Below are 15,580 nucleotides of genomic sequence, written 5' to 3'. Positions count from 1 at the left end.
ACCGTCACCGGCATGAATGTACAGAATGTCGAAAAACTCCGCCGAAAATCCCCTGATTGTCCGATGCTGAGGGGTGTGTCCTGGCGCACACTTGGGCAGCCAGTTGTCTGACCAACTTCACACGAGGACGGCGCGATGTCGATCGAAACACTGCAGAACTACATTGACGGGCAATTTGTGGCGTCGTCATCGTCGGAAACAATCGACCTGATCAGCCCGGTCGACGAATCCGTGGTGGGACGTTCGCCGGTCTCCAACCGTGCCGACGTAGATGCAGCGGTCACAGCCGCCGAACGCGCCTTCCAGACCTGGGGACGCAGCACTCCCGGTGACCGCCAGTCCGCACTGCTCAAGCTCGCCGACGCCATCGAGGCACACGCCGACGAGATCGTCGAGGCCCAGTGCCGCAACACCGGCCAGCCCAAGGCCATCGTGCGCGCCGAAGAAGCCATCGCCGGCGCGAACCAGCTCCGTTTCTTCGCAGGCGCCGCCCGCATGGTGCACGGCCTGTCCGCCGGCGAGTACCTGGAGGGCTACACCTCGTACGTCCGCCGCGAACCGATCGGTGTCGTCGGCCAGGTGGCGCCCTGGAACTTCCCCTTCCTGATGGCCATCTGGAAGATCGGTCCCGCGCTGGCGACGGGCAACACCGTCGTCCTCAAGCCCAGCGACACCACCCCGGAGAGCACCCTGGTGCTGGCGCGGCTGAGCCAGGGCATCCTGCCCGACGGCGTATTGAACGTCATCCTGGGCACCGGTGAGACCGGCGCGGCATTGGTGGAACACCCTGTGCCCGGCCTGGTTTCGATCACCGGCTCGGTGCGGGCGGGCATCGCCGTCGCGGAGTCAGCAGCCAAGCAGCTCAAGCGCAGCCACCTGGAACTGGGCGGCAAGGCACCGGTGGTGGTCTTCCCCGACGTCGACATCGCCAAGGCTGCGGCCGGCATCGCCGAGGGCGGCTGTTTCAACGCCGGCCAGGACTGCACCGCGGCGACCCGCGTGATCGTGCACGAATCCATCCACGACGAGTTCGTCGCCGCGCTCGCGGCGGCCGCGCAGAACCTGCGTCCCGGCCTGCCCGACGACCCTGACGCGTTCTACGGGCCCATGAACAACATCAACCACTTCAACACCGTGATCAAGAAGCTCGAGAGCCTGCCGCCGCACGCCACCGTCGTCACCGGCGGAAAGCAGTGGGGCGACAAGGGTTTCTACATCGAGCCGACGATCATCAGTGGCGTCCACCAGGACGACGCGATCGTCCAGGAAGAAACCTTCGCCCCCGTCATCACCGTCCAGCCGTTCTCGACCGACGAAGAGGCCATCGAACTCGCCAACGGCGTGCGTTTCGCGCTGGCGTCCAGCGTGTGGACAAAGGATCACGCGACCGCCGAGAAGTTCACCCGCGCACTCGATTTCGGGTGTGTGTGGATCAACTGCCACATCATGCTGACCGCCGAGATGCCGCATGGCGGTTTCAAACAATCCGGCTACGGCAAGGACCTGTCGATCTACGGCGTCGAGGACTACACCCGGATCAAGCACGTCATGAGTGCCCACGACTGATCCGTCCACCTCTTTCGTTCGCCCGCCGACTCGAACCCCACCCTGCCGACAGGAGCCGCACCGATGCCCGACACCTTCCATCCCCTCGACCCGCTGACCGCAGCCGAATTCGCCAAGGTCGCCGAAATTCTCGCGGCCGCGCACGGCGTCGGGGACGGCTGGCGGTACACCTCCATCGAGATGATCGAACCGGCCAAAGCTGAGGTGGCCGCATTCGACGCCACCGGCGCAGCCCCGGAGCGTCGCGCGCTGGCGACGGTGCTCGATACCTCGAACAACCACACCTTCAAGAGCGTGGTGTCGTTGACCGCCGGGTCGGTGCTGTCGTGGGACCACATCCCCGGCGTGCAGCCGAACTTCACCGTCGACGAGTGGGAAGAGGCCGACGAGGTGCTGCGCAAGCACCCGGAAGTCATTGCGGCCCTGGCCAAGCGCGGCATCACGGACATGGACCTGGTGTTCATGGACACCTGGACCTACGGCGAGGTGGTGATGCCGGACAAGTACAAGGACCGCCGCCTGGGCTGGACCGACACCTGGGTGCGGGCCGCCGACGGCGCCAACCCCTACGCCGGCCCCGTCAACGGGTTCCACTGCGTCATCGACATGAACACCATGGAACTGCTGGAGATCGAGGACACCTTCACCGTCGATCGGCCGGAGATGATGGGTGAGTATGTGCCGCAGCACATTCCCGAGCGCATCCGCAAAGCGAGCACCCGGGAACCGTTGCAGCCCCTGAACATCACTCAGCCCGAGGGCGTTTCGTTCACGCTGGAGGGCAACCTGCTGAAGTGGCAGAACTGGTCGCTGCGCGTCGGGTTCAACTACCGCGAGGGCATGACGCTGCACGCGGTGAGCTACAACGACAACGGCAACGTGCGGTCGGTGGCCAACCGGATCTCGTTCGCCGAGATGATGGTCCCCTACCGCGATCACTGCGTCGACCATTACCGCCGAACGGCTTTCGACATCGGCGAGTGGGGCATCGGCTTCATGACCACCTCGCTCGAGCTGGGTTGTGACTGTCTCGGCGAGATCCGGTACCTGGACGCCGTGCTGCACAACAGCAAGGGCGAGCCGTACACGATCAAGAACGCCATCTGCATCCACGAAGAAGACAACGCCGTGCTGTGGAAGCACGTCGACCACCACGGCGGCGCCGAGGTGCGCCGCATGCGCCGGCTGACGGTGTCGTTCCACGTCACCGTCGCCAACTACGAGTACCTCACCTACTGGCGGTTCTACCAGGACGGCAACATCGAATGTGAGGTCCGCGCAACGGGAATCATGGTGGTGAGCAACTTCCCGGAAGGCCAGGCCCACCCGCACGGCACGCTGGTCGACAACCGCACGTACGCGCCGTACCACCAGCACTTCCTGGTCGCCCGACTCGACCTCGACGTCGACGGCACCGAGAACACGGTGTACGCCAGCGAGACCGAGATCGAACCGATGGGGCCGGACAACCCGTACGGGCTGTCGCTGCGGCAGCGCAACACCCCGCTGCGCACCGAGGCCGAGGGCAAGCAGGACATGAACTTCCAGACCCAGCGGGCGTGGAAGGTCGTCAACGACAACGTCCGCAACGGCATCGGCACCGCGCCGGCCTACAAGCTGGTGCCCGGCGGCGCATTCCCGGCCATGTTCGATCCGAACTCGCCGATCCTGGCGCGTTGCCGGGCCATCGAGCACACCGTGTGGGTTACCCCCAACTCTCCCGATGAGCGTTGGCCCGCAGGCGAATTCGTCACGCAGAGCAAGGAAGACACCGGTCTGCCGATGTGGACCGAGGCGAACCGCTCGATCGAGAACACCGACGTCGTGCTGTGGTACGTGTTCGGCATCCACCACATCACGCGGCCGGAGGACTGGCCGATCATGCCGGTGGACACCGTCAACTTCTGGCTCAAGCCGGTCGGCTTCTTCGACCGCAACCCCTCGATCGATGTGGCGCCGACGCCGCCCAAGGCCTGCCACATGTCCTCCGACTGCGAAGAAGGTTAGGCCGTGACCACCCCAAGAATCGCCGTGGCGTATCTCGCCACCCCGGGCGGTGACGACGCCGTCGCCGTCGGCGAGCAGATCGCCCGCACCCTCGGCGCGCAGCTCGACCTGTGCATGGTGCTGCCCAGCGACCGTTCGCCGCTGGCCACCACACCCGGCGGCATCCTGCAGCGCGAAGCCGAAAGCTGGCTCGCCGCAGCCGCGGCCGGAGTCCAGAACGACCTCACGGTCACCACGCATCTGAGCTTCGACGAATCCAGCACCGCGGGCCTGATCGCGGCAGCGGAAGCCGTTGGCGCCGAGGCCCTGGTGGTCGGCGGCGCCGGCGGCGGAATCGCCGGCTCCCTGTCCCTGGGCTCGGTGGTCAACGATCTGGTTCACGCGTCGCCGATTCCGGTGGTCATCGCACCCCGCGGCGCCCGCCTGAAGCGCAACGATCGGATTCGCGAAGTCACCTGTGCCGTCGGCACCCGCCAGGGAGCCAAGCTGCTCTTGGACGCCGCGCTGCGACTCTGCCGGGACACCGAGACACCGCTGCGCCTGGTCTCGCTGGTCGCCGTCGACGACGCCGACGATCTGGAGCTGGCACAGCAGCACGCACAGAAAGCCCTCGACCAAGCGAAAGCCTTCCTGCCGGAAGGCATTCCGGTCAGCTCACGCGTGGCCACCGGCGCCGGCGTCGAGGACGCCATCAACAAACTCGGCTGGCACGACGGCGACGTCATCATGGTCGGGTCCAGTCGGCTCGCGCAGCCCCGCCGGCTCTTCCTGGGATCCACCGCGGCAAAAATGCTGCGCGTCCTGCAGGTCCCCATGATCGTGGTACCGAAAGATGAAGGGGCTGATAATGACTGAAAGACTGGCCGACACCGACCTGTCCCGCGTCGAGCGGGAGGAAGGTCTGGTCGCCAAGGGCCTCGCTGAAGGCAGGATCGGCACCATCACCGGAGCGATTCTCGGTATCTCCACCGTGGCGCCCGGCTATACCCTCACGGCCAGCATCGGACTGATCGTCGCGGCGGTCGGCCTGAAGATGCCGGCCATCCTCATCGCCGGTTTCATCCCGATGTTCCTCACCGCCTACGCCTACCGCGAGCTGAACTCGCGGGCACCCGACTGCGGCGCCTCGTTCACCTGGTCCACCAAGGCTTTTGGCCCGTATGTCGGCTGGATGTGTGGCTGGGGCATGGTGATCGCAACCATCATCGTGCTGTCCAACCTCGCCTCGATCGGCGTCCAGTTCGGCTACGAGTTCCTGGGCAAGGTGCTCCACAACGAAAAGCTCGCCACGCTCTCGGCCGACAACGTCTGGATCAACATCGGGTCCACCGTCGCACTGCTGGCCATCGCCACCTACATCTCCTGCCGCGGCATCACCACCAGCGAGAAGGTGCAGTATGTGCTGGTCGGCTTCCAGATGATCGTGCTGGTCACGTTCTCGATCGTCGCGATCGTGCGGTCGAGTGGGACCGAAGGGCACCTGAGCTTCGACATCGACTGGTTCGACCCGTTCACCGGACTCACGATGAGCGCCTTCGTGATCGGCCTGATCGGCTCCATCTTCGCGTTCTGGGGCTGGGATACCTGCCTGACCCTGGGCGAGGAATGCAAGGACCCCACCAAGGTGCCCGGTCGCGCCGGATTGCTCTGCGTCCTGTCGATTCTGCTGACGTACCTCCTGGTGGCGGTCGCCGTGATGATGTACGCCGGTATCGGCGACACCGGCCTGGGCCTGGGCAACAAGGACAACGCGGCGAACGTCTTCGGCGCACTGGCCTACCCGGTGCTGGGCGATTGGGGCGGGCCACTGCTCCTGCTGGCGGTATTCGCCTCGTCGATCGCCAGCCTGCAGACCACCGTGCTGCCTGCCGCCCGCACCATGCTGGCGATGGGCACCTACGGCGCCTTCCCCAAGCGGTTCGCCAGTGTCAGCCCGCGGACACTGTCGCCGGTGTACAGCACCGTCGTCGCCGGCGTGGTCACCGCCGCCTTCTACACCGTCGTGACGCTGCTGTCGGAGCGCACGTTGCTGGATACCATTGCCGCCCTTGGCATCATGATCTGCTGGTACTACGGCATCACGGCATTCGCGTGCGTCTGGTTCTTCCGCAAGGAGCTTTTCCTCAACGCGCACAACGTCATCTACAAGCTGGTGTTCCCGCTGCTCGGCGGCATCATGCTGCTCTCGGTGTTCGTCAAATCGGTGCTGGTCAGCATGGATCCGACGGCCAGTGGCAGCGGCGCGGAGATCGGCGGCATCGGCCTGGTGTTCTATCTGGGCTTCGGCATCCTGATCTTCGGCGCCGTCCTGATGCTCGCCATGCGCGCCACCCAGCCGGCGTTCTTCCGCGGCGAGACCCTGACGATGGACACTCCCCCGCTGCCCTGAGCGGGGGTCGACTCGCCCCGTCATGCTTCGGCATGGCGGGGCGTGTTGCTGCCCTGTGCCGTTGACTCGGAAACCTGGGCGCGAAAGACCGAGTAGCCATGTGCCTGGTTACCGAGTCAACACCGCCGCCAACCGTTCCCCCATTGACTCGGAAACCTAGGCGCAAAAAACCGAGTAGCCATGTGCCTAGTTACCGAGTCAACGCGACAGCCGGCCGGCAAGTACCTCGCTTCAATCACGCGGCCCTGTCGGCATACTGATTGAAGCGAGGTACCAGTTCCGGCGGCCACACGTCCCTGGCTTCAACAATCACCGGCAGATCGCCGCGCCGATTGAGCTCAGGGATTTCTCCACCTCGCTCTGTCGAGCCGGCGCCCCACCAATCGATGGCAGCCACACATGGCTGATGGCAAGTCCCGTTGTGGAACTTGCCATCAGCAGGATGCGCTCGTTCTTGCGCCGTCAGGCGTCGTAGTCGACCGACACCGTCGGACTGGTGGGGTGCGACTGGCAGGTGAGGATGTAGCCGGCGTCGAGGTCACTGCGCCCGAGGGCGAAGTTCTGGTCCATTTCGACTGTGCCAGTGAGCAATTTGGCCCGGCAGGTACCGCACGCGCCGCCCATGCATGAGTAGGGCGCGCTACTGCCGGTTTGCAGGGCGCCTTCCAGGATCGTGTCGCCGCCGTCGACGTCGACGGTCTGTTGCTTGCCGGACAGCCGGAAGGTGACGGTGGACGCCTGGTAGTCGCGCGCCGGCGCGTCGGCACGATCGAAGCCGGTGAACAACTCCAGATGGATCTGCTCGGGGTCCACGCCACGCTCGATGAGTGTCTCGCGCACACCGGTGGACATCGCGGCGGGACCACACAGGAACCACTCGTCCACGGTCTCGGGGTGCAGGTCCGTCGTGAGCCAGCGGGTCAGGCGTTCCGCATCGATGCGACCCGACAGTTCCGGGATGTGCATCGGCTCGCTCGACAGCACGTGGCGGATTTCGAGGCGGTCGGAGTAGCGGGATTCGAGGCGGTCGAGTTCGGCGCGGAACATCGTCGACTCGGTGGTGCGGTTGCCGTAGATGAGGGTGAAACGACTCTCGGTTTCGAGCTCCATGACGGTCGCCAGGATCGACAGCACCGGCGTGATGCCGCTGCCGGCCACCAGGCCCACATAGTGCTTGCGGTGCAACGGATGCAGCGCCGAACTGAAGCTGCCGGCCGGGGTCATCACTTCGAGGACGTCGCCGGCCTTGAGCTGATCGGCGACAAAGCCCGAGAACGTGCCTCCCGGAATGTGTTTCACCGCGATCCGCAGCTGTGCCCGGGTGGCCGGCGCGCAGATCGAGTAGCTGCGACGCACCCCTTCACCACCCAGGTCGGTGCGGACCGACACATGCTGCCCCGGCTCGAAGCGGAACTGATCCTGCAGCGCCTCGGGAACGGCGAAGGTCACCAGCGTGCTGTCGGCGGTGATCGGGTCGACCGCGGCGACCGGAATCCGGTGGAACACCGCGTGCGGAGCGCTGGAGCGATCCGGCATCCGCACCGGCAAGGCTCGTCCGAGGTTGCCGTTCAGTTGCTTCCACTGCCGGAACTCGTCGGAGTTGAGCTCCTGCCCGAACACCGTGGAAATCGCGGCGCCCCGGTCCAGGTACGCCTCCTCGTTGCGACGCCAGGTCTTGGTGTACCGGTAGAACGGCACCGACGGATGCAGGTGGTGCACCAGGTGGTAGTTCTGCGACAGCATCAGCGGGGTGTAGAGCCACTCCATGCCGACGCGGGTTCGGGTCGCCCGGTAGCGGTCACTGCGCTGGGTGTCCTCCAGACCGTGGTGCGGCATCCAGTCGAACCACCACGCCAAGACCACCACCGCGATCCGCTGCGGGATGATGAAGACGACGGCCAGCGTCCAGAAGTGGCCCGACATGATCGCGACGATCAGCCCGGTCACCGAAATGGTCACGCACGCCAGGGTTTCTGCGATCTCGGCCTTGGGGCGGCTACGGATCTTGCCGATCAGGTAGTTGCCGTACCAAATGTCGAGCACCGCCCACCGGAACGGCAGCTGCCACGCCGGCCCATGGGAGGCGAAGGTATCGGGATCGTTCTCGTCATCGTTCGAATGCCGGTGGTGCTCAATATGAATGAAGCCGAACGAGGGAAACGAGATCAACGGCTGGACGAACGGCACCGCCAACCGTCCGATCAGCCCGTTGACCCAGCGCGCAGAACTGATGGCGTAGTGGACCGCGTCGTGGACGACGGTGAACATCGTGAACGTCACCACCGCGTTGACCACGATCGGAACCCACGTCGGGACCGCGCCGGAAATGTAGCCGACGGTCGACGCCACGAAGGCGACGGCTCCCGCGAGAAACAGCGCCACCGTCGGCCAGGCCAGCTTGGGCACCTGCTCGCCCGGATCCGGCAGCGCCTGACGCGCACCGGCTTGACTGTCCGCCCGATCAACCACTTCGACTGGCGACATTCGACACTCCGTCTGTTCCGGCAACCAACGTCGGTTGCGTCTGGAGAAAACGCTACGGAAGCGGCCTTCGCGATTGAATGTTCCAACGGGACGACGATTTGGTATTTTCGGACAGTGGGAATGACCCCGGTCTGGGCGGTGCCGCGGGGCACCGAAGGCGTCCGCATCATGGTGCAGGGCGCTATTGCTCATGGCATGACCGCGGCCGAGTGCCTGGCGGGCAGCGGGTTGCCCGAGACCGATCTGGACGACGAGAACGCCGAAATCTGGGCCCACCAGGAATTCGACGTCATCCGCAATCTCATTGCGGGACTTGGCGATAGACCCGGTGTCGGCATCGAGGTGGGACTGCACTCCACACTGGGCCGGGCCGGCTTGCTGGGCTTCCTGATCCTGGCCAGCCCCACCCTGCGGAAGGGCGTTGAGCTGATCCTGCCCTACCTGGCGCTGTCCCCCACCCACCTGCGGTTCTCGGTCGAGACCGACGACGAGTACGGGTACCTCGTGGGCGATGACAGCGAATTGCCCACAGACGTGCGGTCATTCATCGTCGAACGGGACCTGGCCGGATTCGTCGCCGCGACGCAGGGCGCCCATCTGGCACTGACCCCCACGCGCGCGGAGACGACGCTCGACGCCGATCGGGCCGCGAAGCTCGCCGAGCTGTGGCAGCTTCCCACGTCTGACGTACGTTCCGGTCAGTCCACGAACCGCCTCGCCGTCCGCCATGAGGTGCTCGACATGCCGTCGCCGCTCGCCGATGCGAACACGGCTCGAAAGATCGAGCACCAATGTCGGGAATTGCTCGAACGCAGGCTGTCTCGCGTCGGGGTCGCAGGTCAGGTCCGCAGCCGGCTGCTGCACAACCCCGGCGAACTGCCGGCGATGCAGACCGTCGCCGACGAATTGCACGTCGATCCGCGCACCTTGCGCCGTCGGCTCGCCGCCGAGGGCACGTCCTATCGCGCATTGCTCGACGAGGTCCGCTGGCACCTGGCCGTCGAGCTGCTCCAGCAGGATCTGTCGGTGGAGGAGATTTCCCGACGCCTGGGATACGCCGAAACAGCCAACTTCACCCACGCTTTCAAGCGCTGGGAAGGCACCGCGCCGAGCTACTTCCGCAGACCGCGGTCGTAGCTCGGCGTCATACCTGCGTCACAGCAGCTCGGCGGACACCGCATCGAACGCACGTAGCGTGGAGAACAGCATGTGCGCGTGCTGCGGCAGCGGCCAGCTCGACAGCTTGGCGGCCACCACCCCGGCCGGGCGATTGACGTAGATCATCTGACCGTGGATACCCAGGCACAGCAGCACGTCGTTGCCGGGATATGGGAACCAGACCTGGTTGCGGTACATGCCGCCGGGCATCCGGTTGTCGCCCGGACTGTAGGCGAACGCCTCGCGCGAATCCGGCCCTCCCACAAGGGTATCGGCGACCCAGGCGGCGGGCAGCACCTGCTCGCCCAGCAGCGACACCCCATCACCCAGATAAAGCGAGCCGAAGCGGACCAGATCGGTCAGGCTGGCGCTGATGCCGCCGTCGAACATGCCGCTGCCCATCGAGTCGATGCCGATGTTCGCGTCGTGAGCGGCGCCGAGGCGGCTCCACACCAACTGCGACATGAGCTCCGGCATCCGGGCACCGGCCGCGGCCTCGCACACCCAGCCCAGCACATCGGTTTCGCAGGAACGGTATTCGAACGGTCCGCCGTGCGGCACCTTCTGCCGCAGCGTGAGCAGGAAGTCGTACATGGTGGCCGGGACGTCCGGATACGTCCGCGGTGACCAGCCGATCGCCTGTTCCAGCACCCGCACCTCAGCGGCCGGGTCCAGGTAGTCCTCGGAGAACGCGATGCCCGAGCGCATGTCCAGCAGGTGCCGGACCGTCGCCCCGTAGTAGCCGGAGTTGGCCAGCGCCGGAACGTAATCGGACGCGAGGGCGTCGACGTTGAGCGCTCCGGAACCGACCAGCGCACCGGCCACCGCGGCGATCAGCGTCTTGCTCACCGACATCAGCAGGTGCGCCGTGTCGGGCTGCATGCCGCCGTAGTACTGCTCGGCCAGCACCCGGCCGCGATGGGTGACGATCCAGCCGTCGGTGGCGGTCGACGCCATGACCTGCCCGACCGTCGATGGCGTGCCATCGGGCAGCGTCACCGCAACAGCCGCGACATCGGAGTGAGCCGGCGGCAGCGTTGCGACCGGTCCCGCACCACGGGAAATGGTTGCGGTGGGCAGTAATTCAGCGACGTGCTGAAACGACCAGTGCAGGTGCGGGGCGGACTGCCAGTTCGCCAGGGAAATCGCCGACGGCGTGCGGCCCGGGTCTGCACCAAGCACGGCCGCTCCTGTCGCACGACGCCGAGTGAGCCGGCGCGATGGCCTCATCATAGTGACTTCACGCTCCCGCCCACGACAGCCGGCGACGCGGACTGCGCCAACGGAACCCCGCGGTACAGCGCCCGGATCGAGTCGATCAGGTGACGAGCACGGATGGTCAGCGCGGTGCCGCCCTGCGCGGCATCCCACTGCAACCTGCCCTTGGTCACCAGCACGCCCAGGTCGGCGCCCTTCCACCGGTAGTCACCGGCCGGGTAGATCCGCAGGAAGAAGGCCTCGGACTCGTCCTGCAACTGATGCCAGTCCAGGGCGGCCCGGCGGAACACCAACGCGCCGTTGGCATCAAGCGCGTAGTGCCCGGTCGCCGGCGTACCGACCAGCTGCTCGACCGTATCGCTGGTCTCCTTGATCACCATCTGGCTCCAGACGTCGGCCGACGCCAATTGCTCCCAGCGCTCGTTGATCTCGTCGACGTCGAGGTCGAATTCGACGTCCATGTACTCCAACAGGTGGAACAGGAACAGCGGCACGTCGGCGTAGGCACCGGCCGTCACGTTGGTGATCGACGTCGCCCCGCTGATCCGCGGATTGAGCTCACCCAGATACACCTCGCCGTCATCGGTATCGACCAGGACGTCGACCTCGAAGTAGCCGCGGTAGCCCTCGGCGGCCAGGCGGTCGCCGAGCCGGCGCACCAATTGGGTTGCCGTGGCGCGACGTTCGGGCGTCAGCACGTCGGAGTACATCTCGTTGCCGCACCAACCGCCGCGGTACGGGGTCAGCTCGGCGTAGCCGGTGAGCTCGCTCATGAACGGGCCGACGACGGTGCCGCACCGGGTCAGCACCGCCTCGACGGCGACAGGCCGGTTGTTGATGCGGCGCATCACCTTGATGTCCTCGCCCACGATGTGCTGGGCGTGCTTGCGCCAGTCGGCTTCCGACGAGATGAAGAACGTGGTCTTGCCGGAGTCACCGTAGGGCGTCTGGACGACGAGTTCATTGCCCAGCGCGGCCTTTTCGGCCGCCGCGGTGAGCTGCTCGTAGTCGTCGACGTTGGTCAGCACGTTGGGCACGCTCGGTGCACCGGCCTCGTTGCCCAGCCGGGTGGTGACGAGCTTGGAGTCCAGGTGCTCGCGCAGCGCGGCCGGCGGCAGGATCAGGTCATAGCCGAGTTCGGCACAGATGGCCTCGGTCTCGGCGTCGAAGAACACCATGGCCACCTTGGGCCGCACCCCCGGCGCCAGGCCACGCTGCATGTGCGCCCGCACCTCGGGATTGCGCAGCAGCCAGTTGTTGATCGCCTCGCCGCTCTCGAACTCGCGGTACGGCTTGTGCTGGGGGGTGAACACATGCGGGTGGGAACCGTCCCAGCCGTCGTAGTAGGTGACGAACGAGAACCGGCGCACCCACCGGTCCAGGCCGAGCAGGTTGAACGGGGTGGCGCCGACGAAGTAGATGGGCACGTCGTTGGTGCGGAAGAAGTGGCGGACCTCCGACATGTTCCGCAGGTGCCGCGAGCGGTGCGGCTGTGCGGTGGTCGACGGCGACGACGCGAACGCGGCGTCCGTGCCCACACTGACCTCGGGCGCCGGTGTCGGCACGACGGGAGCCGGCTTGGCGGCCCGGGTGGCCGCCCGCTTCACCGGGGTCTTCGCCGGGGTCTTGACGGGCGCCTTGGCAGGGGTCTTGGCAGGGGTCTTGACCGGCACCTTCGCCGATGTCGTGGCCTTCGCGGCACGGCTGCCGCGGGCTGTGGTGCGGCGAGTTGGTTCGGTCACGGTTCACCCCTGGTCGAGTCGGTTTGGCGGTGTTCACAGTGTGGTTTCGGAGGCGTCGCCGCACACACGACAAAATGGCGCGTGAGGCGATCTTCAAATCGACATCATGGACATAGTCATTCGCACTCGAACGGAACAGAATCGGCAGTACACAAGCCGTTCGATCACCAGGAGCAACCGATGACCGACATCACCTATCGCCTGGCGCAGAAGCGCAATATCGTGACCGCTCTGCCCGGTCCGCGATCGGCCGAGATGTCGACGCGGCGACAGGCCGCCGTCGCGGCCGGCGTCAGCTCGTCCGCACCGGTCTACGCGGCAGATGCCGACGGCGGCGTCATCGTCGACATCGACGGAAACTCGCTCATCGACCTGGGCTCGGGCATCGCCGTCACCAGCGTCGGCGCATCGCATCCCGGTGTCGCGGCAGCGGTGGCCCAGCAGGCCGCCCGCTTCACCCACACCTGTTTCATGATCACCCCGTACGAGGGCTACGTGGAACTCGCCGAGCGGCTCAACGCCATGACCCCCGGCGATCACGAGAAGCGGACCGCCTTCTTCAACTCGGGCTCCGAAGCTGTGGAGAACGCCGTCAAGGTGGCACGGCTCGCCACCGGTCGGCAGGCCGTCGTCGCCTTCGACCACGCCTACCACGGCCGCACCAACATGACGATGGCGCTGACCGCCAAGGCCATGCCCTACAAGACGCAGTTCGGTCCGTTCGCACCCGAGATCTACCGGATGCCTGCGTCCTACCCGTACCGCGACGGGCTGACCGGCGAAGCCGCCGCCAAGGCCGCCATCAGCCGCATCGAGACCCAGATCGGCGCCGCCTCGCTGGCCGCCGTGATCATCGAGCCCGTGCAGGGCGAGGGTGGCTTCATCGTGCCCGCACCGGGATTCCTTGCCACCCTTGTTGATTGGTGCAAGGCCAACGGTGTCGTGTTCATCGCCGACGAGGTGCAGACGGGCTTCGCCCGCACCGGAGCATGGTTCGCCTCCGAGCACGACGGCATCGTCCCCGACATCATCACCATGGCCAAGGGCATCGCCGGCGGCATGCCGCTGGCCGCCATCACCGGCCGCGCCGACCTGCTCGACGCCGTTCACCCCGGCGGCCTGGGTGGCACCTATGGCGGCAACCCCGTCGCCTGCGCCGCGGCACTCGCCACGCTCGACGCCATGGCCGAGATGGACCTGCCCGCCCGGGCCCGCGCCATCGAAGCCTCGGTACTGCCGAAGCTGGAGGCCCTCAAGGACACCGGAGTCATCGGCGACGTCCGTGGCCGCGGCGGCATGCTCGCCATCGAGATCGTCAAACCGGGAACCAACGATCCGGATCCGGTGCTCACGAAAGCCATTGCGGCAGAGGCGTTCAAGCGCGGCGTCATCATCCTGACCTGCGGCTCGTACGGCAACATCATCCGCCTGCTCCCGCCGCTGGTGATCAGCGACGAACTGCTCGACGAGGGCATCGCCGAACTGGGCAGCATCGTGCGCGAAATGGCGGCGGCCCGATGATCGACCGCACCACGCTTCTCGAGTCCATGCCCACCGAGCTGTGGCTCGGCGGCCTGCAGGTGCCCGCGTCCACGGGCGCGCGCTTCGCCGTGCACGACCCGGCCACGGACGCCGTCCTCATCGAGGTCGCCGACGCTTCGCCCGCCGACGGCGCCCGCGCCCTCGACGAAGCGGTTGCCGCGCAAGCGTCGTGGGCCGCGACCCCGGCCCGTGAACGCGCCGAAATCCTGCGGCGCGCTTGGGAACTGGTCATGGAGCGCCGCGACGACTTCGCCCTGACCATGACGCTCGAGATGGGAAAGCCCTTGGCGGAGAGCCAGGGTGAGGTGAACTACGGCGGCGAGTTCCTGCGCTGGTTCGCCGAAGAGGCGGTCCGGATCAACGGCCGCTACACCCAGTCCCCCACCGGCAACGGTCGCATCCTCGTGACCAAGCAGCCCGTCGGCCCCACCCTGGCGATCACGCCGTGGAACTTCCCGCTGGCCATGGGCACCCGCAAGATCGGGCCCGCACTGGCAGCCGGTTGCACCATGATCGTCAAGCCCGCGGCCGAGACGCCGCTGACCATGCTGCTGCTGGGCCAGGTGTTCGCCGACGCCGGCCTGCCCGAAGGTGTGCTGTCCATCCTGCCGACCACCGATGCCGCCGGGCTGACGGGCCCGCTCCTGGCGGACCCGCGGCTGCGCAAGCTGACCTTCACCGGTTCCACCGGTGTCGGCCGAAAGCTGTTGGCGCAGTCCGCCGATCGGGTGCTGCGCACCTCGATGGAACTCGGCGGCAACGCCCCGTTCGTGGTGTTCGACGACGCCGATCTCGACGCCGCGGTCGACGGCGCCATGGCCGCCAAGATGCGCAACATGGGCGAGGCGTGCACCGCCGCCAACCGCATCCACGTCGACAACGCCGTGCGTGCCGAGTTCACCGACAAGCTCGCTGCCCGCATGGCGGCGCTCGCCACCGGCCCCGGCGACCAGGCCGGCAGCCAGGTCGGTCCGCTGATCACCGCCAAGCAGCGGGCGACGGTCGACGAACTGGTGCAGGACGCCGTCAGCAAGGGCGCGACCGTGGCCACCGGCGGCAAACCTGTTGAAGGCGAAGGATTCTTCTACCCGCCGACCGTGCTCGCCGATGTGTCCGCCGACGCCCGCCTGCTGCGCGAGGAGATCTTCGGACCGGTCGCCGCGATCATCGGATTCGACGGCGAGCAGGCCGGCATCGACGCCGCCAACGACACCGAGTACGGCCTGGCCGCCTACGTCTACACCCAGGGCCTGGACCGCGCCCTGCGGGTCGCCGACGCGGTCGAGGCCGGCATGGTGGGCGTCAACCGCGGCGTCATCTCCGACGTCGCCGCGCCGTTCGGCGGCATCAAGGAATCTGGCATCGGCCGCGAGGCCGGCAGTGAGGGCATCGAGGAATACCTCGAGACCAAGTACATCGCGCTGCAATAGCTTTCCGTCTCTCCCTCCTCCAAGTAAATAGACCGGAGTAGTCC

General features: G+C 66.7%; 10 protein-coding genes. 7 read left to right on the top strand and 3 right to left on the bottom strand.

The window, feature by feature from the left end; translation table 11 throughout:
• The first annotated feature begins 135 nt into the window (after positions 1-135).
• The 4 genes from A7G45_RS26500 (at position 136) to A7G45_RS26485 (ending at position 5,962) form a co-directional block, all read left to right on the top strand.
• Positions 136-1,566 carry a gamma-aminobutyraldehyde dehydrogenase gene (locus tag A7G45_RS26500; RefSeq protein WP_260941364.1) on the top strand — a complete coding sequence of 477 codons (1,431 nt, stop codon included), beginning with the start codon at positions 136-138 and terminating at the stop codon, positions 1,564-1,566.
• A 63-nt stretch (positions 1,567-1,629) separates the two neighbouring features.
• On the top strand, positions 1,630-3,573 hold the full coding sequence (locus A7G45_RS26495; protein WP_260941363.1) for a primary-amine oxidase: 1,944 nt from the start codon (positions 1,630-1,632) through the stop codon (positions 3,571-3,573).
• 3 nt (positions 3,574-3,576) lie between these two features.
• Positions 3,577-4,428 carry a universal stress protein gene (locus A7G45_RS26490; RefSeq protein ID WP_260941362.1) on the top strand — a complete coding sequence of 284 codons (852 nt, stop codon included), beginning with the start codon at positions 3,577-3,579 and terminating at the stop codon, positions 4,426-4,428.
• The gene (locus tag A7G45_RS26485; protein WP_260941360.1) at positions 4,421-5,962 is read left to right on the top strand and encodes an APC family permease; all 1,542 of its coding nucleotides are present in this window, start codon (positions 4,421-4,423) and stop codon (positions 5,960-5,962) included. Before A7G45_RS26490 ends, A7G45_RS26485 begins: the two co-directional genes overlap by 8 nt.
• 462 nt (positions 5,963-6,424) lie before the next feature.
• Here the strand turns inward: A7G45_RS26485 and A7G45_RS26480 are convergent, their stop codons facing one another.
• Positions 6,425-8,446, bottom strand: coding sequence for a fatty acid desaturase (locus A7G45_RS26480; protein ID WP_260941359.1), 2,022 nt, complete (start codon positions 8,444-8,446; stop codon positions 6,425-6,427).
• A gap of 120 nt (positions 8,447-8,566) precedes the next feature.
• Between A7G45_RS26480 and A7G45_RS26475 the strand changes: the two genes are divergently transcribed.
• Complete coding sequence (locus tag A7G45_RS26475; RefSeq protein ID WP_260941545.1) at positions 8,567-9,583, top strand: AraC family transcriptional regulator; 1,017 nt, start codon at positions 8,567-8,569, stop codon at positions 9,581-9,583.
• An 18-nt stretch (positions 9,584-9,601) separates the two neighbouring features.
• Here the strand turns inward: A7G45_RS26475 and A7G45_RS26470 are convergent, their stop codons facing one another.
• Entirely contained in the window at positions 9,602-10,786 is a 1,185-nt protein-coding gene (locus tag A7G45_RS26470; protein ID WP_260941358.1) for a serine hydrolase domain-containing protein, read from the bottom strand.
• Positions 10,787-10,833: 47 nt separating this feature from the next.
• Positions 10,834-12,564, bottom strand: coding sequence for a biotin carboxylase (locus tag A7G45_RS26465; RefSeq protein ID WP_260941357.1), 1,731 nt, complete (start codon positions 12,562-12,564; stop codon positions 10,834-10,836).
• 180 nt (positions 12,565-12,744) lie between these two features.
• Between A7G45_RS26465 and gabT the strand changes: the two genes are divergently transcribed.
• Positions 12,745-14,085 carry a 4-aminobutyrate--2-oxoglutarate transaminase gene (gene gabT, locus A7G45_RS26460; RefSeq protein ID WP_043393168.1) on the top strand — a complete coding sequence of 447 codons (1,341 nt, stop codon included), beginning with the start codon at positions 12,745-12,747 and terminating at the stop codon, positions 14,083-14,085.
• Positions 14,082-15,536, top strand: a complete 1,455-nt coding sequence (locus tag A7G45_RS26455) for an NAD-dependent succinate-semialdehyde dehydrogenase (protein WP_260941356.1) — start codon at positions 14,082-14,084, stop codon at positions 15,534-15,536. The genes gabT and A7G45_RS26455 overlap by 4 nt, the downstream gene beginning before the upstream one ends.
• The last annotated feature ends 44 nt before the right edge of the window (positions 15,537-15,580 follow it).

It is taken from the genome of Mycolicibacterium llatzerense (assembly GCF_025331195.1).
Classification (GTDB): domain Bacteria; phylum Actinomycetota; class Actinomycetes; order Mycobacteriales; family Mycobacteriaceae; genus Mycobacterium; species Mycobacterium llatzerense.
The sequence above is the reverse complement of the archived record's forward strand: the minus strand, read 5'-3'. Positions and strand labels throughout refer to the sequence as shown.